The sequence below is a fragment of the Agrobacterium sp. CCNWLW155 genome, assembly GCF_036888815.1.
Taxonomy (GTDB): domain Bacteria; phylum Pseudomonadota; class Alphaproteobacteria; order Rhizobiales; family Rhizobiaceae; genus Agrobacterium; species Agrobacterium radiobacter.
This window is the reverse complement of the sequence record NZ_JBAKFW010000005.1, coordinates 1-20666: the sequence shown is the minus strand read 5'-3', so window position 1 is coordinate 20666 and position 20666 is coordinate 1. Positions and strand designations below refer to the sequence as shown.

At 60.4% G+C, this 20666-nt stretch carries 18 protein-coding genes; 7 read left to right on the top strand and 11 right to left on the bottom strand.

The window, feature by feature from the left end; all coding sequences use genetic code 11:
- The first annotated feature begins 26 nt into the window (after window positions 1-26).
- From V6S97_RS18065 to V6S97_RS18075, 3 genes are all read left to right on the top strand, one after another.
- Window positions 27-824 (top strand): NAD-dependent epimerase/dehydratase family protein, encoded by a 798-nt coding sequence (locus tag V6S97_RS18065; RefSeq protein ID WP_111821062.1) that lies wholly within the window; start codon window positions 27-29, stop codon window positions 822-824.
- 110 nt (window positions 825-934) lie between these two features.
- Window positions 935-1672, top strand: coding sequence for a FadR/GntR family transcriptional regulator (locus V6S97_RS18070; protein WP_003508113.1), 738 nt, complete (start codon window positions 935-937; stop codon window positions 1670-1672).
- Between the two features lie 42 nt (window positions 1673-1714).
- A complete protein-coding gene (locus V6S97_RS18075) occupies window positions 1715-2032 on the top strand; it encodes a cupin domain-containing protein (protein ID WP_020812569.1) in 318 nt (105 codons plus the stop codon).
- A 21-nt stretch (window positions 2033-2053) separates the two neighbouring features.
- Here the strand turns inward: V6S97_RS18075 and V6S97_RS18080 are convergent, their stop codons facing one another.
- The 6 genes from V6S97_RS18080 to V6S97_RS18105 form a co-directional block, all read right to left on the bottom strand.
- Window positions 2054-3286, bottom strand: a complete 1233-nt coding sequence (locus V6S97_RS18080; RefSeq protein ID WP_111821064.1) for a M24 family metallopeptidase — start codon at window positions 3284-3286, stop codon at window positions 2054-2056.
- A 328-nt stretch (window positions 3287-3614) separates the two neighbouring features.
- A complete protein-coding gene (locus V6S97_RS18085) occupies window positions 3615-5618 on the bottom strand; it encodes an aldo/keto reductase (protein ID WP_112356727.1) in 2004 nt (667 codons plus the stop codon).
- A 36-nt stretch (window positions 5619-5654) separates the two neighbouring features.
- A complete protein-coding gene (locus tag V6S97_RS18090) occupies window positions 5655-6740 on the bottom strand; it encodes an ABC transporter ATP-binding protein (protein WP_060723521.1) in 1086 nt (361 codons plus the stop codon).
- Between the two features lie 11 nt (window positions 6741-6751).
- Complete coding sequence (locus V6S97_RS18095; RefSeq protein ID WP_026372464.1) at window positions 6752-7588, bottom strand: carbohydrate ABC transporter permease; 837 nt, start codon at window positions 7586-7588, stop codon at window positions 6752-6754.
- The gene (locus V6S97_RS18100; protein ID WP_003523586.1) at window positions 7585-8445 is read right to left on the bottom strand and encodes a carbohydrate ABC transporter permease; all 861 of its coding nucleotides are present in this window, start codon (window positions 8443-8445) and stop codon (window positions 7585-7587) included. Before V6S97_RS18100 ends, V6S97_RS18095 begins: the two co-directional genes overlap by 4 nt.
- Before the next feature lie 261 nt (window positions 8446-8706).
- Complete coding sequence (locus tag V6S97_RS18105; RefSeq protein ID WP_080864962.1) at window positions 8707-9978, bottom strand: ABC transporter substrate-binding protein; 1272 nt, start codon at window positions 9976-9978, stop codon at window positions 8707-8709.
- A 92-nt stretch (window positions 9979-10070) separates the two neighbouring features.
- On the opposite strand from V6S97_RS18105, the gene V6S97_RS18110 reads away from it, so the two are divergent.
- Window positions 10071-10961, top strand: coding sequence for a helix-turn-helix domain-containing protein (locus V6S97_RS18110; protein ID WP_003510385.1), 891 nt, complete (start codon window positions 10071-10073; stop codon window positions 10959-10961).
- 137 nt (window positions 10962-11098) lie between these two features.
- On the opposite strand, the gene V6S97_RS18115 is transcribed toward V6S97_RS18110, so the two are convergent.
- Entirely contained in the window at window positions 11099-11953 is an 855-nt protein-coding gene (locus V6S97_RS18115; RefSeq protein ID WP_003510382.1) for an AraC family transcriptional regulator, read from the bottom strand.
- Window positions 11954-12077: 124 nt separating this feature from the next.
- On the opposite strand from V6S97_RS18115, the gene V6S97_RS18120 reads away from it, so the two are divergent.
- Entirely contained in the window at window positions 12078-13274 is a 1197-nt protein-coding gene (locus V6S97_RS18120) for an MFS transporter (RefSeq protein ID WP_334427552.1), read from the top strand.
- Between the two features lie 100 nt (window positions 13275-13374).
- Here the strand turns inward: V6S97_RS18120 and V6S97_RS18125 are convergent, their stop codons facing one another.
- The 4 genes from V6S97_RS18125 to V6S97_RS18140 form a co-directional block, all read right to left on the bottom strand.
- Window positions 13375-14388 carry a LacI family DNA-binding transcriptional regulator gene (locus V6S97_RS18125; RefSeq protein ID WP_031234375.1) on the bottom strand — a complete coding sequence of 338 codons (1014 nt, stop codon included), beginning with the start codon at window positions 14386-14388 and terminating at the stop codon, window positions 13375-13377.
- Between the two features lie 116 nt (window positions 14389-14504).
- A complete protein-coding gene (locus tag V6S97_RS18130; protein WP_099086895.1) occupies window positions 14505-15515 on the bottom strand; it encodes a D-altritol 5-dehydrogenase in 1011 nt (336 codons plus the stop codon).
- A gap of 16 nt (window positions 15516-15531) precedes the next feature.
- Window positions 15532-16302 carry a galactitol 2-dehydrogenase gene (locus V6S97_RS18135; RefSeq protein WP_020812578.1) on the bottom strand — a complete coding sequence of 257 codons (771 nt, stop codon included), beginning with the start codon at window positions 16300-16302 and terminating at the stop codon, window positions 15532-15534.
- Window positions 16303-16562: 260 nt separating this feature from the next.
- The gene (locus V6S97_RS18140) at window positions 16563-17876 is read right to left on the bottom strand and encodes an ABC transporter substrate-binding protein (protein ID WP_113040502.1); all 1314 of its coding nucleotides are present in this window, start codon (window positions 17874-17876) and stop codon (window positions 16563-16565) included.
- 327 nt (window positions 17877-18203) lie between these two features.
- Here V6S97_RS18140 and V6S97_RS18145 point away from each other — a divergent pair, with 327 nt between their 5' ends.
- Together V6S97_RS18145 and V6S97_RS18150 are read left to right on the top strand one after the other, a co-directional pair.
- A complete protein-coding gene (locus tag V6S97_RS18145; protein WP_035213651.1) occupies window positions 18204-19193 on the top strand; it encodes a tagatose kinase in 990 nt (329 codons plus the stop codon).
- On the top strand, window positions 19190-20467 hold the full coding sequence (locus V6S97_RS18150) for a D-tagatose-bisphosphate aldolase, class II, non-catalytic subunit (RefSeq protein WP_334427551.1): 1278 nt from the start codon (window positions 19190-19192) through the stop codon (window positions 20465-20467). Before V6S97_RS18145 ends, V6S97_RS18150 begins: the two co-directional genes overlap by 4 nt.
- Window positions 20468-20666 lie beyond the last annotated feature (199 nt).

The following is a 20666-nucleotide window of genomic DNA, read 5'->3' as shown; positions in this document are numbered from 1 at the left end:
CGTGGAACAGGCTTGGGAGAATTGCAATGAAACGGCTTCTTGTTACCGGTGCGGCGGGCCAGCTTGGCCGCGTGATGCGTGAACGCCTTGCACCGATGGCCGAGATATTGCGTCTTGCCGATCTCGCCCCGCTCGACCCGGCGGGGCCGAACGAGGAATGTGTGCAATGCGACCTTGCGGATGAAAATGCCGTGGATGCGATGGTCGCCGGTTGCGACGGCATCGTTCATCTCGGCGGCATTTCGGTGGAGAAGCCCTTCGAACAAATCCTTCAGGGCAATATCATCGGGCTTTATAATCTCTACGAGGCCGCCCGCGCCCATGGCCGGCCGCGCATCGTCTTTGCCAGCTCAAACCATACAATTGGCTATTATTCCCAGACCGAGAGGCTCGGTCCCGACGTGCCCGTCCGGCCGGACGGGCTTTACGGCGTTTCCAAATGTTTCGGCGAAAGCCTTGCCCGCATGTATTTCGAGAAGTTCGGGCAGGAGACGGCGCTGGTGCGCATCGGCTCCTGCACGCCGGAACCCACCAATTACCGCATGCTTTCCACATGGTTCTCATACGATGATTTTGTGTCGCTGATCCAAGCGGTGTTTCGCGCACCGGTGCTCGGCTGCCCGGTCGTCTGGGGCGCATCGGCCAATGATGCCGGCTGGTGGGACAATTCGCATCTCGGTTATCTCGGCTGGAAACCGAAGGACAATGCCGAGACCTTCCGGCAGCATATATCAGCGACAACGCAAAAGCCTGCCCCGGAAGATGCGCTGGTGCGGTTTCAGGGGGGTGTGTTCGTCGACAATCCGATCTTCAGGGAAAGCTGAGATGCCGCATGAAACATTCCCGGCGCGAGCGACGGGATTGCAAGCCGGGCAGCGAATGACGTATCGAGGACCGGTGCACGCAACCGACATTTTTTAGAACGGCGACCAAGATGACAAAAGCGACAACCTCCGAACCGGGCGCTCCACAGGGCAGAACGCTTGTGGTGAAGGTTTCCGAGGAACTCCGCAGCCAGATCGCCAAGGGCCGTTACAAGACGGGCGACCGCCTGCCCTCCGAAGCGCAGATGACGCAGGAATTCGGCGTCAGCCGCACGGTGGTGCGCGAAGCGATCGCTTCGCTGCGATCCGACGGTCTGGTCGAACCCCGTCAGGGCGCCGGCGTCTTCGTGCTGGAACCCGCGCCCGCAGAGCGGCGGCCCTTCCACAATGTTGATCTCGCACGCGTCTCCTCGCTGATCGAGATGCTGGAGCTACGCACGGCCGTGGAAGGCGATGCCGCCGGCCTTGCCGCAATTCGCCGTTCGCCGGCGCAGGAAGAAAAGATCATCGAGGCCTTCGATGCCTTCCGCGCCAGCGCCGCCAAGGGCAGCCCGACGGCCGAAGCCGATTTCGCCTTTCATCTCGCCGTGGCCGAGGCGACCAACAATCCCCGCTTCAGCGAGTTCCTGCAGGTGCTGGGGCCGACCGTCATTCCACGCCGCGCCGTGGCCGAAAACGGCTCGGAAACCGTGCTTTCACCTGCCGATCTCAGCCGTCTCGTCGGCGAACACGAAGCGATCCTGATCGCCATACAGGACGGCAACGAGGATGCGGCGCGAAGCGCCATGCGCAACCACCTGAAAAGCAGCCAGACGCGGTATCGCGCCATGCTGCGCGCACCACGCTGAAACGGCCGGCTTAAATCGCATTACATGATTGAGGAGAACGACATGCAGCAGCTACCGACATTCCCCACCGTTTCACCCGACGATGGTGTCGAACGCACCGTGCTTTCCGAAGCGCCGGAGCTGATGGTGGTTTCGTTCCGTTTCAAGACCGGTGCCGAAGGAAAGCTGCACAGCCATCCGCATGTGCAATCCACCTATGTCGCCAGCGGCAGTTTCCGTTTTTACCGCGATGGTGAAGCCTATGACCTGCAGAAGGGCGACAGCCTTATTGTGCCCGGCCATATCGAGCATGGTTGCCTGTGCCTGGAAGAGGGCGAGCTGATCGACTGCTTCACCCCGCGCCGCGACGACTTTCTCTGAGGCGGAGCCCGCGGCAGGTCGTCACTCCAGTGACAAATCCCGCAGGGTGCGTGGCAGGCTGTTCATGCACTCCACCCCTGAAGGTGTGACCAGAAACTGGTCCTCGATCATCAAAGCCCCCAGCCCTTCGCCATAAAAAGGTGCTTCGAGCGCAACCACCATGCCCGGAAGAATGATTTCCGGGTTGTCGTGGGAAAAGAATGGCCATTCCTCGATACCCACACCGCCGCCGACGGAATGGCCGAAATGGCCGCGATAATATTCGCTGAAACCGTCCTTGCGCATCGAGGCGAGCATGGCGGCGTGCACCGCACCGAAGCTGTTGCCGGGGCGAAGCGCTTCCAGCCCGCAGGCGAAGGCCGCTTCAAGCGCTTTGAAGATATCGGACGCCAAAGGCGAGACCGGTCCCCATGAAAAGGTTCTCGCACCATCTGACGAATAACCGTCGACCAGCGTGCCGACATCGGCCTTGATGAGCGCACCCGGCGTCACAGCCGCCACCATATCCGACAAGGCAGGCCCCACGGATATGTAGTCCCAATGGCCGCTCAGCGAAAACCCGGATTTCGCGGCATGGGCCTGTGCACCAGCCTTCCAGGCGGCGGAAAGCCCGCCGAGCGGCGCGCCAGGCCTGACGGCAGCGGCCATCGCGACCAGCCCAGCCTCAGCCGCCGCTGCCGCGCGCCTTAGAAGCTTTATCTCGCGCTCGGATTTCACGGCGCGCAGACGGCGCAGCACGGCCGATCCGTCAACCCAATCGACATCGGGCAGCGCCTGACGCAGCGCCAGAAAATCGGCGGCGGGCATGAATTCGAGGTCTGCGCCAATGCGCGCCGCCGACAGCCCACGCTCCCCCAGCAGGTCGGCCAGCAGGCCGAAACAGGCGGCGCGATCGAATGTCTCCGGCCTCGGGCCACCGGAATTGTTGCGGCGATAGGCATCGTCCACCTGCGCGATGGTTTCGGCGCCCAACAGATCGACTATGTCGATCCAGATGCGATGGCAGCGCAGATCGACATCAGGCGCGGCCTTCCTGACAAGCGGGGCGGCGTGATCGCTGACGACGGCGGCAATCCCCGCCCCCGTATCGGCCGGCACCAGCGCAATCGCCGAACCCGCCCTGCCCCACATGGTTGCCACACCGGCATGCGCGCCGACCGCATATCGAAAGGCTTCGGGCTGGAAAAGCACCAGCGCATCCATGCCCGCTTCCCGCATCAGCTGCTGGGCACGGCTTCGGTCGATATCGCTCATGGGAACCCCGGTGACTGTTTAGCTGCGGTGTTTCGCTGCAGGTTTATGAACCTACGCTTTAGCAGTCACCGTGAGAGGAAAGAAGGTGGAAGATGATGTCTCCACCCCGAAGATCGTCAGTTGGAGCGAGCGGATGCCCCTTGTTTCTTCTCCCCACCGGGGAGAAGTCCGCGGCAGCGGGATGAGGGGGCAAGCGTCGAGATATGCGGAGAGCTTGCCCCCTCATCCGACCCTTCGGGCCACCTTCTCCCCGGCGGGGAGAAGAAATATGCCGCAATGCCTTGCCCTATCCGAACGAGCGGCGGATAAATCCACCGCTCGTTGTCTTTCACGCCTCCAGCCACTTCACCTGCTCGGCCGTCAGCCTGATATCCAGCGCCGAAAGACTATCCTCCAGCTCCGCAATCGTGCGCGGTCCGATCAGCGGGATGACCGGGAAAGGCTGGGCGATGACATAAGCGAGCGCGATATGGATCGGGTGCCGCTCAAGTTTCTGCGCAAGCTCGATCGCCCTGTCGCGGCGGACGAAATTGCGGTCGGAATACCAGACGCGGACGATTTCCTCATCGTCCTGCTTGTCGCGCCCTGCCCGGTCGGTGAAGAAACCGCGCCCCTGGCTGGACCAGGCAAAATTGGGTATCTGGCGAGATTTCAGCCATTCCTTCCACTCGTCATCCGATGCCGCCACGCATCCCGCCCAGATCGGATCGAGCATTTCGGCGAGCGAGAAATTGTTGGAAAGCGCGCCCGGGGCCTGTTTGCCGTTCTTCTGAGCATAGGCGGCCGCCTCGTCCATGCGCTCGCGCGTCCAGTTCGAACCACCGAAAATGCCGCGAATGCGGCCGCGCCGAACCTCGGCATCCATGGCATCGACGAACTCGCCGACCGGAATATCCAGATTATCGCGATGCATGAAATAGGCATCGACATAATCCGTCTTCAGACGTTCCAGCGACTGATCGAGTTGCTTGGCGATCATATCAGGGTAGCAGAGCGGCGAATGCGCACCCTTGCCGATCAGCACGATCTCCTCGCGCGGCACATTGCGGCTGGTGTGCCAGTCACCGAAAATCGCCTCGGTCCTGCCTGCGCCATAGACATAAGCCGTATCGAACAGATTGCCGCCCGCCTCGTAGAAGGCATCGAGCGTCAGGGACGCGGAGGCAAAATTGGGGAAAAATTCGAAACCGAGCGCGACCACAGAAGCGGGCTTGGCAAGGCCCGGCACCTGCCGCTTCGGAACCGCGTTTCCGGCCACGACCTTGCCGCCGGTAATATTGGCAACGCGCGAGGTTGCCTTTTCGACGCTGTATTCAAGGCCGACCGAGGCGCGCCATTGATCCATGACACGCAGATTGCCGAGACTGTCACCCCAGCCCATGCCCGGTGCGTCGAATTCCTTTTTGCCCTCACGGATCGCCTCACCCGCTGCATCGACCTCAAAGGAATAAAGCCAACGATCCTCCGGCAGCTCGATGGTTTCCACCTTGTCGCCACTGAAGATATCAATCCGGCCGGTGCCGCCCTTATGGCCGGAAGCGTACCAGAAATCCCTGACCTCGATCCGCCCTTCCGAACCGATGATGCGCAGCACATTGTCCTGCCCCGCCATGATCGAGCAGGACACTTCGGCGACGATGCCGTTGGAAAACTTCAGCACGGCCGAGGCCCATTCGTCGACACCCGACTGGCCGAGATGGGCCGCACCCGCCACCTTTTCCGGCTCGGCAAAGGGTTTGCCATCCACCGCGCCGGCAATCAGCCGCACCATCGAGACCGGATAACCGCCGACATCGAGAATGCCGCCGCCCGCCATCTCATTGGCGAAGAGCCGGTGATCGGCCCGGAACGAACCCATGTTGAAACCGAAGCTGGAACGGATGATGCGGATATCGCCAACCGCGCGGCTCTTGACCAGTTCGAGCAATTTCGCCGTCTGCGGGTGCAGGCGATACATATAGGCCTCGCCGACAAAGACGCCGGCCTTCTTCGCCTCGTGGAAAATGGCGTCGGCATCATAGGCAGAAAGAGCGATGGGTTTTTCTACCAGTACATTCTTGCCGGCGCGGATTGCCTTGATCGCCCATTCGGCATGGCCGGTATGGGGTGTGGCGATATAGACGGCATCGATATCGGGATCGGAAAGCAGCGCATCGTACCCATGAATGATGCGCGCACCGGCGAAGGCCTCGGCCAGGCCGGGCTTGTCCGGATTGCGGGTGGCGATGGCCTCTAACCTGCCGGTACGGGAATGGGCGATGCCGTCAGCGAATGTTTTCGCGATAGTACCCGGGCCGATGATGCCCCAGCGGATCGGTTGTTCGGTCGTCATGAAATCCTCGTCTTATGTAGGTGCTTGGGAAAAGGTTCAGCGCAGGCGTTCGCCCTTGCTGTCGAAAAGGAAGGCCCGGCGGGCGGAAAGACCGACCGTCAGCCGGTCGCGATTGCCGACGTCGCGCGATTCCGGCCTCTCGATGATGAGCTGCTCGCCGCCTTCGGTACGGGCATACACGTAGCTGGTATTGCCGAGATGTTCGGCGACATCGACATGCACGGTGAGATCGGCATCGCCCTGCCCCGCATCGGAAAAATGTTCGGGCCGGATGCCGAGCGAAACACGGGCTCCGTCGTTCAAGCGGGCCTTTGTCGGCAGGGTCAGCCGCACCGCAGGATCGCTGTCGAGCGAGAGCGTCACGCTCTCCGCGCCGCTGCAGATGATGGTGGCGTCGAGAAAATTCATCTTCGGCGAACCGACGAAACCGGCAACGAAACGGTTGGCGGGATCATCGTAAAGATCGAGCGGCGCGCCGACCTGTTCGATATTGCCCGCGCGCAGGACGACGATCTTGTCGGCCAGCGTCATCGCCTCGGTCTGGTCATGGGTCACATAGATCATCGTTGTCCCGAGCTGCTTGTGCAGCCGCGATATCTCGACGCGCATCTGCACCCGCAGCTCCGCATCGAGGTTGGAGAGCGGCTCGTCGAACAGGAAAACCTGCGGTTCACGCACGATGGCGCGGCCGATGGCGACACGCTGCCTCTGGCCGCCGGAAAGCTGCTTCGGCCGGCGCTCCATCAACTCGTTGATCTGCAGGATTTCGGCGGCGCGGTTGACCCGCTTTTGCGTATCGGCCTTGGGATTGCCATTCATTCGAAGGCCGAAGGACAGGTTTTCGGCAACCGTCATATGCGGATAAAGCGCATAGGACTGGAACACCATGGCGATGCCGCGATCCGCCGGATCGGCATCATTGACCGTCCTGCCGCCGATGCTGACATCGCCATCCGATATGTCTTCCAGCCCGGCAATCATGCGCAGCAGCGTGGATTTGCCGCATCCGGAGGGGCCAACGAAGACGACGAATTCGCCGTCGGCAATATCCAGATCGGCACCGTGGATGACTTCGAGCGCGCCGTAACGCTTGACCACGTTCTTGAGCGAAAGTTCCGCCATGCGGCCTCCCCTTACTTGACTGCCCCGGCGGAAATGCCGGCGATGAAGTGACGCTGCAAGGCCACGAAAACCACGAGGATGGGTGCGGTGAGCAGCACCGCGCCGGCCATGATGCCGCCCCATGACACTTTGGTGAGCCCGATGAGGGTGCCAAGCGCCACGGGTGCGGTCATCATTCCTGGGCGGGAATTGATGAGAAGCGGCCAGAGGTAGTTGTTCCACGAGGCCAGGAAGAGGATGATCGACAGCGCCGCCATGGTGGGACGCGCCAGCGGCAGGGCGATGCGCAGAAATATCTGCCACTCCTTGACGCCCTCCACCCGTGCCGCATCGAAGAGTTCCGTCGGCATCATCGAGAAGGATTGCCGCATGAACAGCACGCCGAGCGAATTGAACAGCGGCGGCACGATCAGCGCCACCCAGGTATTGGCGAGCTTGAATTCGCGCGCCACCATGATGAACTGCGGGATGACGACGACCGCAAAAGGCAGGGTGATGGTGCCGAGAATGATGGCGATCACCACCCCGCGTCCCGCAAAGCGGTACCGCGCCAGCGCCCAGCCCGCCATCGAGGTCAGGAACACCGAAAGGACAGTGTAGATGACAGCGACGGTGATCGAGATGAACATGGCCCGCAGGAAATTCGTATCCGCCTGAAGGTTCTCGAAATTCTCGATGAAGTTGGTGGACGGCACCAGAACAATATCAGGGCTGAAAATGCCGTAATCCGGCATCGTCGAGAATACGAACATCATCCACAACGGAAACAGCCAGATGATGGCGAGCGGCGTCAGCGCCGCATGCAGCGCGATCTTCTGCCAGAAAAGCGATCTCGATTTCGATCTCATTTCGGCTCCCTCCCGACCCATAGATTGAGCAGCGAAATGGCGATGGCGAGCGCCGCCATGGTGTAGGCAATGGCCGAGGCATAACCGAAATTGAGCGAGGTGAAGCCCTGCCGGTAAAGGAACAGACCCAGCGTTTCCGTGCCGCCGCCTGGCCCGCCCCTGTTGGTGATGAGGAAGGGTTCAGCGAAAAGCTGCATGGTGCCGATGACCGACAGGACGACGCAGAAGAGGATGATGGGTTTGAGGAGCGGCAGGGTTATGTAGAAGAACTGCTGCCGTTTGCTCACCTTGTCCAGCGTCGCCGCCTCATAGACATCACCCGGGATGGATTGCAGCCCGGCCAGAATGATGATGGCGTTATACCCCGCCCAGCGCCAGGTAACCGCGATGATGACGAGCGCCATGGCGGCATTGGCATTGTCGAACCACGAAATGGGCGAAAGGCCGACGGAGGTGATGAGCTTGTTGATGATGCCGAAATCGGCGCTGAACATCAGCCGGAAAACGGCGGCATAGGCAACCTCGCCGACAACAACAGGCGCGAAAAAGGCAAAGCGGTAGAGTGGCCGCGCCTTTAGGAGCGGCGAATTCAGGAGCACCGCCATGACGGTGGCGAGCGCGATCATGACGGGCACCTGAATGACCAGAATGATCAGCGTATTGTAGAGCGCATTATAAAAAGCCGGGTCGGAGACGAGCCGCCCCCAGTTCATGGAGGGGGCGAACCGCCACGGATTGATGCGTGTATTCTGGAACGACAGCATGAACGAGCTGATGATCGGCCAGACCCAGAAGGTGGCGAAAATCAGGAGATAGGGCGCAAGGAACGCATAAGCGATCCTGTTCCTTGACGGCATGACGACCTCCAGATGCCGGCGGTTTTGCCGGGTAAATGGAAAAGTTTGAAAGAGGCCTGCCCCCGTTTGAGGGCGAGACCATTGCAAGGCGGTGCGGCGTATTTCTTCTCCCCGAGGGGGAGAAGGTGGCCCGAAGGGTCGGATGAGGGGGCTAGCTCGCGATCTATCGCTACCCTCGCCCCCTCATCCCGCTGCCGCGGACTTCTCCCCCTCGGGGAGAAGAAACGTGCGGCACCCACTCGGCCATAAACAGCCGCCGGCTTACTCCGCGACCGGCAGCCCCGTCGCCGTTTCGATCTGCTTGGCCGCATCATCGAGCGCAGCCTTCGCATCCGGATATCCGCCCGCGAAATATTTCGTCTGCGTCGCCTTGTAGATCGCGTCCGCATCCGACTGGAACGCCGTGCCGCGGCTCGGCACGATCTTCGGCAGGGTGGCGAGAATATCGGTCCACACAGCCTGCCCGCCCCAATAGGGCTGCTTTTCCTTGACGAAAGGATCGTCAATGGCTGACAGCAAGGAGGGAACGAGGCCGAAAGATTTCAGCATCGTCACCTGACCTTCATTGGTGGTCAGCGCGTAGTCGATATATTTCCAGGCGGCTTCCTTGTGCTCGGACGTCGAGCTGATCGCCAGCGAAGACCCGCCGAGATTGGCGGCATGCGGGCCATCCGGCGTCAGGCTCGGCATCAGATAGACGCCCCATTTGCCGGAAAGATCAGGAGAGCCGGAACGCACCGTGCCTTCATACCAGGCGCCATACATCTGGCTTGCGGCCTTTCCTGCCGTATTGGCCTGGATCTTTTCATCCCAGATCGCGGCCGTGATGATGCCGGCGTCTTTCATCTCCTTGACCTTTTCAAGGGTCGCGACACAGGCGGGCTTGTTGATGGTGATGCTCTGGCCATCGGTCGAAAAGTAACCGCATCCCTGTTCATTGGCGATCATGCGGAACCATTCGCTGTCGCCGTTGAAATCGGCTTGCGCCATCACCGTGCCGGGATTGGCAGCCATGACCTTTTTGCCCGCAGCGATGAAATCATCCCAGCTTTTGATGGTGGCGGGATCTACACCCGCCTTTTCATAGAAGTCCCGGCGATAGAACACCGCCACCGGACCCGAGTCCCACGGAACCGCATAGGCGACGCCGTCAACCTCTAGTTCCGTGCGCTTGAAATCAGGGAAAAGCGCCTGTTTCTCAGGCGTGTAGCCAAGCTCGGTCAGATTGGCGAAACAATCGGGGAAGCGGCTCCAGAACAGCTCCGCCTCGAAATTCTCTATGGTGACAATGTCCGGAAGACCATCACCACCGGCTGCGCAGGCGGCAAGCGTCTTGTCAAAAACCTGATTGTTTCCAAGGTCTTCAACGACGATCTTGATATCCGGATTCTGTTTATTGAAACCTTCCACCGTGGATTTCAGCGCGGAAGCCGCGACATTCCAGCTCCAGATGGTGACGGTCTCGGTTTGCGCGAAAGCCGGGGCTGCAAGAAGCAGCATAGCGGTAGACGCGCCTAGAAATTTCAAGCACATTGAAAACCTCCCTTTTTCAATTGCCGTTCTTAAGCGAACATGGGCACATTAGCGGCGGCAGGAAATCTGTCTCGTAAAAAGGGAACACCGATTTGGCGGAAAGTAAGATTGCCGAAAGAGCCTTCTACCAGCCGGGTGCGAGCAGCATCGAAGGCATGCCGACAACGCTTCAGCTCTTTCATAATCACCCGCCCATCATGCTCCGCCCCCACTGGCACGCGCAGGTGGAGGTGAATTATGTGATGTCGGGATCGGTGCATTACCGCATGGGCGATCATGAACTCTCGCTCGAGGCCGGCCAGATGTGCATTTTCTGGGGTGGCCAGCCGCACCAGATGGACCGCTCCTCCGACGATTCCTTTTATGCGGGCGCGCATCTGCCGCTCGTGCATTTCTTCCGAATGCGCCTGCCTGCCGCCGTCTCCAGCCAGTTGATGGGTGGCGCCACAATGGTGAGCGCCGAAACTGACCTGGCGGATAAGGAGAATTTCGGCCGCTGGTTCCGCTATGTCGCCTCGGGTGATCCGGCCAGAGCGCAACATGCGGTGGAGGAATTGCTGCTGCGGGTGGAACGGATGTTTCTCGAACCCTATTCCGTCGTATCGTCCGCCGCCGATGCAAAACACAGAGAGGATGAGGAAGGCATGGCGCCATCCATCGGCGTGGTGCGCATGTGCGATTTCATCGCCGCCAATTTCCTCGACGATATCGACGCGACCGATATTGCCCGCGCCGCATCATTGCATCCGAAATATGCGATGAACCTGTTCCGCAAGTCCACAGGCATGACGCTGATCAAATATCTGACCCTGCTACGCCTTTCGCGTGCACAGGCAATGCTGATGACCGGCAAGGACAATATTCTGCAGATCGCCATGGAAAGCGGCTTCGGCTCCGTCAGCGCCTTCAACAAGGCGTTTCGCCAGATCGCCGGCATGTCACCTTCCGATTTCCGCCGCGACATGCGGGCGACGGCGGCTTAGGGCACCTCCCTCATTCCTGTGCTTGTCACCGGAATCCAGTCGACGCGCGTCTACGCGGCGAGAGGACTCTTTTCAGCTCAAGACTTTGGCGGGCTGTATCCCTGTGACAATCACAGGGATGAGGAGGAGCGTGAAGCCTAGTCCCCAATTTCTTCCGGTTTCGGAAAAGCTCCGCCGCGCTGCCGCGCCGCTTGCCGATAAGCCCGGGGCGAACTGCCGAGCATCCGCCGGAACATGGTGGTGAAGGCGGGAATGTTTTCATAACCGGCATCCAACGCCACATTGGTCACCGCCTCGCCGGCCGCCAGCCTCGGCAGTGAAGCGAAAATGCAGGCCTGCTGGCGCCAGGTGACGAAACTCACCCCGAGTTCCCGGCGGAACAGGCGCGTGAAAGAGCGGCGGCTGATTCCCATGGCTGCCGCCCAGTCGTCGATCTCCACCCGTGCTACGGGCTTCTTGAGGAAATCGCGGCAGAGCGCAGCCAGACGCTGATTATCGGGAAAAGGCAATCCGAGCGGCCTTTCCGGCAGGCGGTTGACCTCGTCCAGCAAAAGCGCGCGCACGAGGCCCTGCCGATGAAATGCCGACGGCTGGTGTTCCTCAGCCAGCAGTTCCGAAATCAGGCTGGAGGCGAGATCGGTTATTTCCACCACCCGCGGCGCGCCGGCATGGAAGAGATCGGGATGAACGTAGATCGAGTGCATCTCCACCGTGGAAATGGTCTCGGCCTCGTGCTGCAGCCCGGCAGGAATGAGGAGCCCGTGACCGGGCGGTATCATCCAGCGCCCATCGGCGGTGCTGACCAGCACCACACCCTGACGTGCACACCAGATCTGTACCCGGCTGTGGCTGTGGGGCGGGGTTCGGTGCCCCGTGGGATAGACGCGGCAAAGCGCGAGCACCGGTTCATTGGTGCCGTCGATCAATTTCAGACTGCGTTCATGCTCGTCCTGCGTCAGCCCTGCAGGCGGCCGCGATTTGATTTTTGCCATTTGGCCCACTCACAAAGAAACTCGTCCAGAACACAAATGCAGGCCAGAAACAATATGAATAAAAGCGGGAAGAAATAAAGACACGTTTCCCGCCCTTCCATCGGGAATCTGGAGAGGATACATCATGGCCACCGTCACCAGCGCCGGGTTCAACCCGCAACGCACGGCGTTTACAATCATCGCTGCCGCGAGCTTCTGCCATATGCTCAACGACATCATGCAATCGCTGCTGACGTCGCTTTACCCGCTGCTGAAGGCCAATTACGCGCTCGATTTCATGCAGATCGGGCTGCTGACCTTCGCCTTTCAGGTCACCGCATCGCTGTTGCAGCCGGTCGTCGGCATGGTGACCGATCGCTGGCCCATGCCCTTCTCCCTGCCCGTCGCCATGCTGTCCACCTGCGCCGGCCTCATCACGCTCGCCTTCGCCCACAGTTTCGAGGTTCTGGTGATCGGCGCCTGCCTCATCGGCATCGGCTCGGCGATCTTCCATCCGGAAGCCTCGCGCGTTGCGCGCCTGGCATCCGGCGGCCGTCACGGCCTTGCACAGTCCTTCTTCCAGGTCGGCGGCAATACCGGAACGGCCATCGGCCCGCTGCTCGCCGCTTTCATCGTCATACCGCTCGGCCAGTCGAGCCTCAGCCGGTTCTCGCTGATTGCGCTCGTCGGTTTTGGCGTGCTTTCGTGGGTCGGCGTCTGGTATACCCGCCATCGCCGCGCCACCGTCGGCAAGGCCCCTGTCAGCCGCGCCCTGCCGCTGGCACGCGGCACGGTTATGATGACGCTTCTCGTTCTGGTGGTCCTGACCGCAACCAAGAACGCCTATCTCGCCAGCCTGTCCAGCTACTTCACCTTCTACACGATCGACCGGTTCGGTCTTGGTGTGCAGGACGCGCAGGTTCTGCTGTTCCTCTTCCTCGGGGCTTCAGCACTCGGCGTGTTCTTCGGCGGCCCGATCGGTGACCGTTTCGGCTCCCGCGTGGTCATCTGGTTCTCGATCCTCGGCGTCATTCCCTTCGCGCTGATGCTGCCCTATGCCAACCTGTTCTGGACGGCGGTTCTGGTCGTCGTGATCGGCTTCGTCTTCTCGTCGGCCTTCTCGGCCATCGTGGTGTTCGCACAGGAACTGGTGCCGGGCCGTGTCGGCCTCATCGCCGGCATGTTCTTCGGTTTCGCCTTCGGTTTCGGCGGTATCGGGGCGGCGGTTCTGGGCGTCTATGCGGACAAGGAAGGCATTGAATTCGTCTATCGCATCTGCTCCTACATGCCGCTGCTCGGCCTTTTGACAGTGTTCCTGCCGAAGCTGCCAAGCCACCGCTAAAAGCCTTGCGTTCAACGCTTTTCATCACGGCGATCACCTGCGATACTCAGGTGAACGCCGTGATCCGTTAAGCGAAGACCCCACTCTGCGCCAAAAACCGTCAGGCCGATTTACGCAACATCAGATCGGCGCTGAGGAGAATGCGCTCGCGCATCCGGGTTGCGTCATCCGCCTCTTCATCCAGCTTCTGCAACAGAAGCTCGATCGAGAGCCTGCCGATCTCGTTATAGTTCTGCGCCACCGTGGTAATCGGCGGGCAGGCGTAACGCGACAGCGGATGATCATCATGGCCGGCGACCCGGAGATCGTAATCCGCACCGTGACCAACCTTGATTCCTTTCTGGAAGGCGGCGGCGATGACGCCGAAGGCGATACGGTCGTTGGCGCACAGAATGGTGCGCGATGGCAAATGCCCTGCCCCATCAAGCAGCCGGGACGCTTCATCAAAGGCGAAACGTTCGAAATCCCAGGTGACGATATCAGGGACATCGATCACATGCGGCTCGAAACCGAGACGCTGCATGGCCTCCACGTAAGCCGTGCGGCGCGTCGCAGCATTGGTGTTGACCTGCGGCATGTCGAAGAAACAGGGCGGCTCGCCCGAACGGCAGAGATAATCCACCATCAGCCCGACACTCTGGCGGTTGTCGGTGCCGACAAAGGCCGAGGTCTCGTCGAGGGGCGAATCCACATAAACGATTGGAATACTGGCCGCGAGCTGCTCCAGCGTGGCGCGGTGGGATTTGACACCGAGCGGGGCGATGATGGCGCCCGCGACATTCATCGACTTGAAGGTGCGGATGGCGCGGTCTTCAATCTCCGCCTTGCCGTCTGATGACAGCACGAAGGCAAGGAATCCCGCCTCATTGGCGATGAGTTCGATACGGCTCGTCAGCGCCATATAGAACGGGTCCGTCGAGTTCGGGATGATGATGCCGATGATATTGGAACGGCGGCGGTTGAGGTTCACGGCAAAGATATTGGGCCTGAAGCCCGATTTCTTCAGCGCGTCCTCGATGGCATCCCGGGTCTTCTTGCGGACCGAGGCCGGATCATTGAAGTATTTCGAAACGGTCGGGCGGGAAAGGCCGACGAATTCCGAAAACTCTTCCATCGTCCTGATAGATTTGGCCAAAGTGCTTGCCCCCATGAAATATTACATGTGGTATTCTATATCGACCGGCCTTCGCACGAAAAGCCGGTCGAATGTGGTTATCAACGGCCAAAAGATCATTCGGCCGCAAATTGCACTTTCATTGTAGCCGGATCGGACGGCTTTTTCGTAAAGAACGGCAGCATCTCCGAAAGCGGCAGTCGGTGCGACACCAGCCGCGCCATGACATCACCATCCGTCTCCAGAATAGCTAACGCCTGCGGAATGTTACGGTTCAGCGAATGTGAACCGACAAGCTTCAACTGACGCCTGAAGATTTCGAAGGGCGAGACAGCAATGCGGGCATCCGGCGCGCAGACGCCAAAGAACAGCGCCGTACCGCCATCGGCAACCAGCGGGATCATCGCTTCCGCAACAGCGGCGATGCCGGTCGCATCGGCCACGAAATCGAACGATTTCTGTTGCCGCAGGAGCGCTTCCGAGCCGGACACCGCCACCTCAAGCCCGAGATTTTCGGCGAAGGCCAGCCTGCTTTCATTGATATCGGCAATCGTCACCGTCCTGATGCCGCGCGATTTCAGCGACAAGGCAAGCAGCAGGCCGATAGGGCCGGCACCAAAAACCAGCGCGTTTTCCGGTACGATACCACTCTCGCCGATGCCCGCGCTCTGCATGCCATTGACGACGCAGGCGAGCGGTTCTGCCAATGCCGCGACATGATAGGGCATGGAACCGATGCGGTGCAGGTGATCGGCATGCACCACGCTGAACTCCGCAAAGCCGCCATTATGGGAGACGCCATAGGCCTTCAGTGTGCTGCAGAGGTTGGTAAGGCCCTTCCTGCAACTCGCGCAGACGCCACAGGGCAGATTGGGATCGACCGCCACCCGTTCGCCAACCTTGATGCCAGTCACATCAGCGGCCACGGCCGCGACTTCACCGGCATATTCATGGCCCGGGATGACGGGAAAGGCACCGTCGCCATAACGTGCATGGAGTACATCGATATCGGTGTGGCAAAGCCCCGAAGCCTTGACCCGCACGAGGGCGTGGCCGGGCGGCAGATCGGCGACCGTAACCTCCGCCAGCACGGCGCGTCCCTTCTCGACGAATTGAATGGCATGCATGGTCATCTCCGGCTTTTCAGCTCATCCAGTTGCCGCCATCGACATTGTATGTCTGGGCGAGAATATAGTCGCTGTCGGAAGAGGCGAGGAAAACCGCCAGCCCCTTGATGTCGTCGGGCGTGGCAAAACGGCCGATCGGCACGGATTTCGCCACCGCCGCCTTTTTTTCACCCGGCTTCAGGCCTTCCCATTTGGCGAAATGTGCATCGACCACTTCCCAGTGCTCACCATCCACGACACCGGGCGCGATGGCGTTGACATTGATGCCGTGCTTGACGAGCGCCAGCGCCGCCGATTGCGTGGCGGAAATGATCGCGGCCTTGGAAGCGCAATAAAGCGTGACGAGCGCCTCACCGCGACGGCCGGCCTGGCTCGCCATATTGATGATCTTGCCACCCCGTGCACGGGCAATCATGACATTGGAGACGGCCTTCATCATGAAAAGCGGTCCCTTGAGATTGATGTCGAAAACCCGCTCATAGCTCTCTTCGGTAATACCGTTGATCGGCGCCATATCGAAGATAGCGGCATTGTTGACAAGGATATCAATGCCGCCGAATTCCTCATCCACCGCCTTCACCACCGCATCGATCTGACTAAGGTCAGTCACATCCAGCTTTACGGCCTTGGCAGAAGGGCCGATGGCGGCGGCAGACGCCGTCGCACGGGCGATATCGATGTCAGCGATGATGACCTTTGCACCCTCATCTGCAAAAGCCTGCGCAAAACCAAGGCCGATACCGCGGGCGGCGCCTGTAATCAGCGCGACCTTGTTGTTCAATCTCATGTCGATCTCCGTGATGCATGGCGGACAACTCGGCCATGCTCGCTTGTTGTTAGATGCAATTTTCTCAACCCCTCATTCCTGTGCTTGTCACAGGAATCCAGTCGACGTGGCTTTCACGCGGCTGAGAGAGTTCTTTCAGCCCAAGGACTCGGGCTGGCTGGTTTCCTGTGACAAGCACAGGAATGAGGGCGGCGGGTGTGGGGCCACCCATGCCGCCCGCCGCCAAAGTGACGAACGGGCGGCACGCCGGGAGGACGCGGCTACTTGATGTAGCCCGCGCGGGTCATGTCACGCTCGACCTGTTTCTGTGCGCCCTCAAGCGCCGCATCGACGGTCTGCTGGCCGGAAAGGGCTGCCGCGATCTGCTGGCCGACAACCGTACCAATGGACTGGAATTCCGGTATGGCGACGAACTGCACGCCGGTATAGGGAACCGGATCCTTGGTTGGTTTCGACGGATCGGCCGACATGATGGCCTTCAGCACCGTATCCGCAAAGGGTGCCGCCTTCTTGTATTCCGGCAGCTCATAGGTGGATTTGCGCGTGCCCGGCGGCACGGCAACCCAGCCTTCGCTTTCACCGACCGTCTTCACATAGGACTTCGAGGTCGCCCATTTGACGAAGGACTTGGCGGTTTCGAGCTTCTTCGTGCTGTTCGGAATTGCAAGGTTCCACGACCAGGACCAGCTCGACCCGTTCGGCGTCGCCTCGACCGGAGCCCGCGTGAAGGCGGTCTTGTCGGCGACCTGGCTCTGTTTGGGATCATAGACCCGGCCTGCCGCCGAGGTGGCGTCGATCCACATGGCGCAGCGGCCGGATGAAAACAGCGTCTGGTTCTCGTTGAAGCCGTTGGCTGCCGCACCGGGCGGGCCGTAAGAGGTCATCAGCGCGACGTAATCCGAGATCGCCTTTTTCCACGGCTCGCTCGTCAGCTGCGGCTTCCAGTCCATATCGAACCAGCGTCCGCCATAGGTGTTGATCATGGTCCCGAGGAAAGCCATGTTCTCGCCCCAGCCCGGCTTGCCGCGCAGGCAGATGCCATATTGCTGCTTCGACTTGTCGGTCAGCTTGGCGGCAAAATCCTTGATCTGGTCGTAGCTCGGATTATCAGGCATCTTCAGGCCGGCGGCGTCGAACAGGTCCTTGCGGTAAAGCGTAAACGAGCTTTCGGTGTAGAACGGCACCGCGTAAAGCTTGCCGTCCACCGTCAGGCCTTTCTTGATCGGATCGAGCAGATCGGCGTAATCGTAATCGTCGCCGAGATCATCAACCGGCGCCAGCCAGCCCTGCTTGCCCCAGATCGGCGCTTCGTAACCGCCGATGGTCATGATGTCGAACTGGCCGCCATTGGTGGCGATATCGGTCGTCACGCGCTCACGCAGGACATTCTCTTCCAGCACGATCCAGTTGATCTTGTTTCCAGTTTCCTTCTCCCAGGCGCTGGAAAGCTTCTGCATGATGATCATGTCGCCATTGTTGACGGTGGCGATGTTGATTTCTTCCGCTTGCGCAAGCCCGGCCAATAGGCCGACGCCGACCACGGACGATGACAGAATTCCAATAAATTTGCTCATGATACCCGCTCCTCCTTTACGGATGTCCACGCATAACAATACATGCGTAAATTTTTATCTCTCAAAATATGCTCCCTTGTCAACATACGAAAATAAGACCGAGCACGGTCGCATCGCTGAATATACCAATATGTAGTTGTTTTAACGCAAATAATATCCTCGGAAATTATTTCATCGCGCAAACTTCCTGCTGCGATGCAGCAAAATTTTCATCACTCCATATATTGACGCGCGTAAATTTTTGAACGATACCCGAAAACAAGAGTCCACAGAATGACGGCTTTTGATCCGCCCGAAAGCTGGGGCCGAACGTATAAGGAGGAGACGATGAGACAGACATCCGCACTGGCGCCGCACACGAATGGTCCGACCATCACGGCAGGTGAAATCCTCGTGGAGATCATGGCGACGACGGTGGGAAACGGCTTTCTCGAGCCGCAAACGCTGATCGGCCCTTTCCCGAGCGGCGCACCGGCCATCTTCATCGATCAGGTGGCGCGTTGCGGCGGAACCGCCGGCATCATCGCTGCAGTCGGTGACGACGATTTCGGCCGTCTCAATGTCGAAAGACTGCGCAGTGACGGCGTCGATGTCTCGGCAATCGCCACTATTCCAGATCGCCCGACCGGCAGCGCCTTCGTGCGCTACCGTGAGAACGGCGCGCGCGACTTCGTTTTCAACATCGCCCATTCGGCGGCCAGCGAAACGCAGATGACCGATGAAGCGCAGGCGCTCATCGAAAAAGCCGGCCATGTACACGTCATGGGATCGGCCTTCGCGATTGCCGGCATTGGCGACATCATTCTGGCGGCGATCAGGAGTGTCGGAGCACGCGGCGGTTCGGTGTCTTTCGATCCGAACATCCGCAAGGAACTGGCGCAGGGTGACGAAGGCCGCAGGCTGATCGACGATCTGCTTGCCGTGACAGATCTCCTGCTGCCATCAGGCGAAGAACTTCAGGCAGCCTCCGGTCTCGATGATGAGGATGCCGCGATAGAAAAGCTGCTCGCCTCCGGTGTCGGCGAAATCGTGCTGAAACGCGGCGCGAAGGGCGCAAGCCATTTCAGCCGCGCCCATGGGCGCATCGACGCCCCCGGCCTGAAGGTGGAGGAAATCGACCCGACCGGTGCCGGCGACTGTTTCGGCGCAACCTACCTCACCTGCCGCCGCCTCGGCATGCACCCGGCAAAAGCGCTCGCTTACGCCAATGCATCGGGTGCCCACAACGTCATCAGGCGCGGCCCGATGGAGGGCGCTGCCAGCCTTGCCGAACTCGATGCCTTCATGGCCGCGCAATTGTCGGAGGAAGTCCTATGACCGCCATTCTGGAAAATCTCGCCGCCGCCCGCCGCGCCGGCAAACCCGCGGGCATCACGTCCGTCTGTTCGGCCCACCCCGTCGTCCTGCGCGCCGCGATCCGCCGCGCCGCCGCCAGCAAGACAGCCGTGCTGATCGAGGCGACCTGCAATCAGGTCAACCATCTCGGTGGTTATACCGGCATGACACCCCGTGATTTTGTTGCCTTCGTCAACAGCATCGCTGCGGAAGAAGGATTACCCGGCGAGCTCCTGATTTTCGGCGGCGATCATCTCGGGCCCAACCCCTGGCGCAGGGAGAAGGCCGAAGAGGCGCTGATAAAAGCCGCCGCCATGGTTGAGGCCTATGTGGCATCGGGTTTTCGCAAGATTCACCTTGATGCATCGATGGGCTGCGCCGGTGAGCCGGCGGCGCTGGATGACGTCACCATCGCCAACCGCGCCGCCAAACTTGCCGCCGTTGCCGAAAAGGCGGCCACCGATGCCGGCCTGCCCAAACCGCTTTATATTCTCGGCACCGAAGTGCCGGTGCCTGGCGGCGCCGACCATGTGCTCGACACCGTCGCGCCGACACTGCCGCAGGCGGCGCGCAACACCATCGACCTTCACCGCGAGATATTCGCGCAGCACGGTCTTTCGCAAGCCTTCGAACGGGTCATCGCTTTCGTCGTGCAGCCCGGCGTGGAATTCGGCAGCGACAATGTCGTTGCTTATGATCCGCAGGCCGCGGAAGCGCTGAGCGCCGTTCTGGACGGCGAACCGCAGCTGGTGTTCGAGGCCCATTCCACCGATTACCAGACCAAGCCTGCCCTTGCCGCACTGGTGCGCGACGGATATCCAATCCTCAAAGTTGGTCCGGGCCTCACCTTCGCTTACCGGGAAGCGCTTTATGCGCTTGATATGATCGCATCCGAAATGGTCGGCACCTATGGCGACCGGCCGCTGGCGCGGACCATGGAAAAACTGATGTTGAGCGCGCCGGGCGACTGGCAGGGCCATTACCATGGCGACGACATCACGCTGCGATTGCAGCGCCACTATAGTTACAGCGACCGCATCCGTTATTACTGGGCACGGCCGGAAGCGTTGCAGGCCGTTTCCGCCTTGCATAAGGCGCTGGATGGGAAGACAATTCCCGAAACCCTGCTGCGCCAGTATCTCGGAGAATTGCCGCTCGCAACAGTTGCGGGCGAGGACGCGGAAGAGATTTTGATCGCCGCTGTGGATCAGGTTCTGGCGACCTATCACGCAGCGACGGGCGAAGGCCGCCACTGACGGCAATCATAAATCCGGATGCCCCTGCGGCAGAGGCCGCCGGAGCGAAATGGGGGAAGTGCGAGCGGTTTCATCTGAAGTCCCGCTCAAACTCATAACTGTATCCGTGAGGGAGGACGACTAATGGCAACACGGAACACGAGCGGTCTGGCGCGGGTTATGCTTGCGCCTTCGGTGCTGCTTTTGCTGGTGTGGATGA

Bases quoted from the DNA above. Each gene is read 5' to 3' on its own strand.
- V6S97_RS18095 (WP_026372464.1), bottom strand. From the start codon at position 7,588: ATGAGATCGAAATCGAGATCGCTTTTCTGGCAGAAGATCGCGCTGCAT.
- V6S97_RS18135 (WP_020812578.1), bottom strand. From the start codon at position 16,302: ATGAGATTGAACAACAAGGTCGCGCTGATTACAGGCGCCGCCCGCGGT.
- V6S97_RS18115 (WP_003510382.1), bottom strand. From the start codon at position 11,953: ATGGCAAAAATCAAATCGCGGCCGCCTGCAGGGCTGACGCAGGACGAG.
- V6S97_RS18105 (WP_080864962.1), bottom strand. From the start codon at position 9,978: ATGTGCTTGAAATTTCTAGGCGCGTCTACCGCTATGCTGCTTCTTGCA.
- V6S97_RS18075 (WP_020812569.1), top strand. From the start codon at position 1,715: ATGCAGCAGCTACCGACATTCCCCACCGTTTCACCCGACGATGGTGTC.
- V6S97_RS18085 (WP_112356727.1), bottom strand. From the start codon at position 5,618: ATGACGACCGAACAACCGATCCGCTGGGGCATCATCGGCCCGGGTACT.
- V6S97_RS18150 (WP_334427551.1), top strand. From the start codon at position 19,190: ATGACCGCCATTCTGGAAAATCTCGCCGCCGCCCGCCGCGCCGGCAAA.
- V6S97_RS18145 (WP_035213651.1), top strand. From the start codon at position 18,204: ATGAGACAGACATCCGCACTGGCGCCGCACACGAATGGTCCGACCATC.
- V6S97_RS18070 (WP_003508113.1), top strand. From the start codon at position 935: ATGACAAAAGCGACAACCTCCGAACCGGGCGCTCCACAGGGCAGAACG.
- V6S97_RS18080 (WP_111821064.1), bottom strand. From the start codon at position 3,286: ATGAGCGATATCGACCGAAGCCGTGCCCAGCAGCTGATGCGGGAAGCG.
- V6S97_RS18120 (WP_334427552.1), top strand. From the start codon at position 12,078: ATGGCCACCGTCACCAGCGCCGGGTTCAACCCGCAACGCACGGCGTTT.
- V6S97_RS18130 (WP_099086895.1), bottom strand. From the start codon at position 15,515: ATGCATGCCATTCAATTCGTCGAGAAGGGACGCGCCGTGCTGGCGGAG.
- V6S97_RS18090 (WP_060723521.1), bottom strand. From the start codon at position 6,740: ATGGCGGAACTTTCGCTCAAGAACGTGGTCAAGCGTTACGGCGCGCTC.
- V6S97_RS18100 (WP_003523586.1), bottom strand. From the start codon at position 8,445: ATGCCGTCAAGGAACAGGATCGCTTATGCGTTCCTTGCGCCCTATCTC.
- V6S97_RS18125 (WP_031234375.1), bottom strand. From the start codon at position 14,388: ATGGAAGAGTTTTCGGAATTCGTCGGCCTTTCCCGCCCGACCGTTTCG.
- V6S97_RS18140 (WP_113040502.1), bottom strand. From the start codon at position 17,876: ATGAGCAAATTTATTGGAATTCTGTCATCGTCCGTGGTCGGCGTCGGC.
- V6S97_RS18065 (WP_111821062.1), top strand. From the start codon at position 27: ATGAAACGGCTTCTTGTTACCGGTGCGGCGGGCCAGCTTGGCCGCGTG.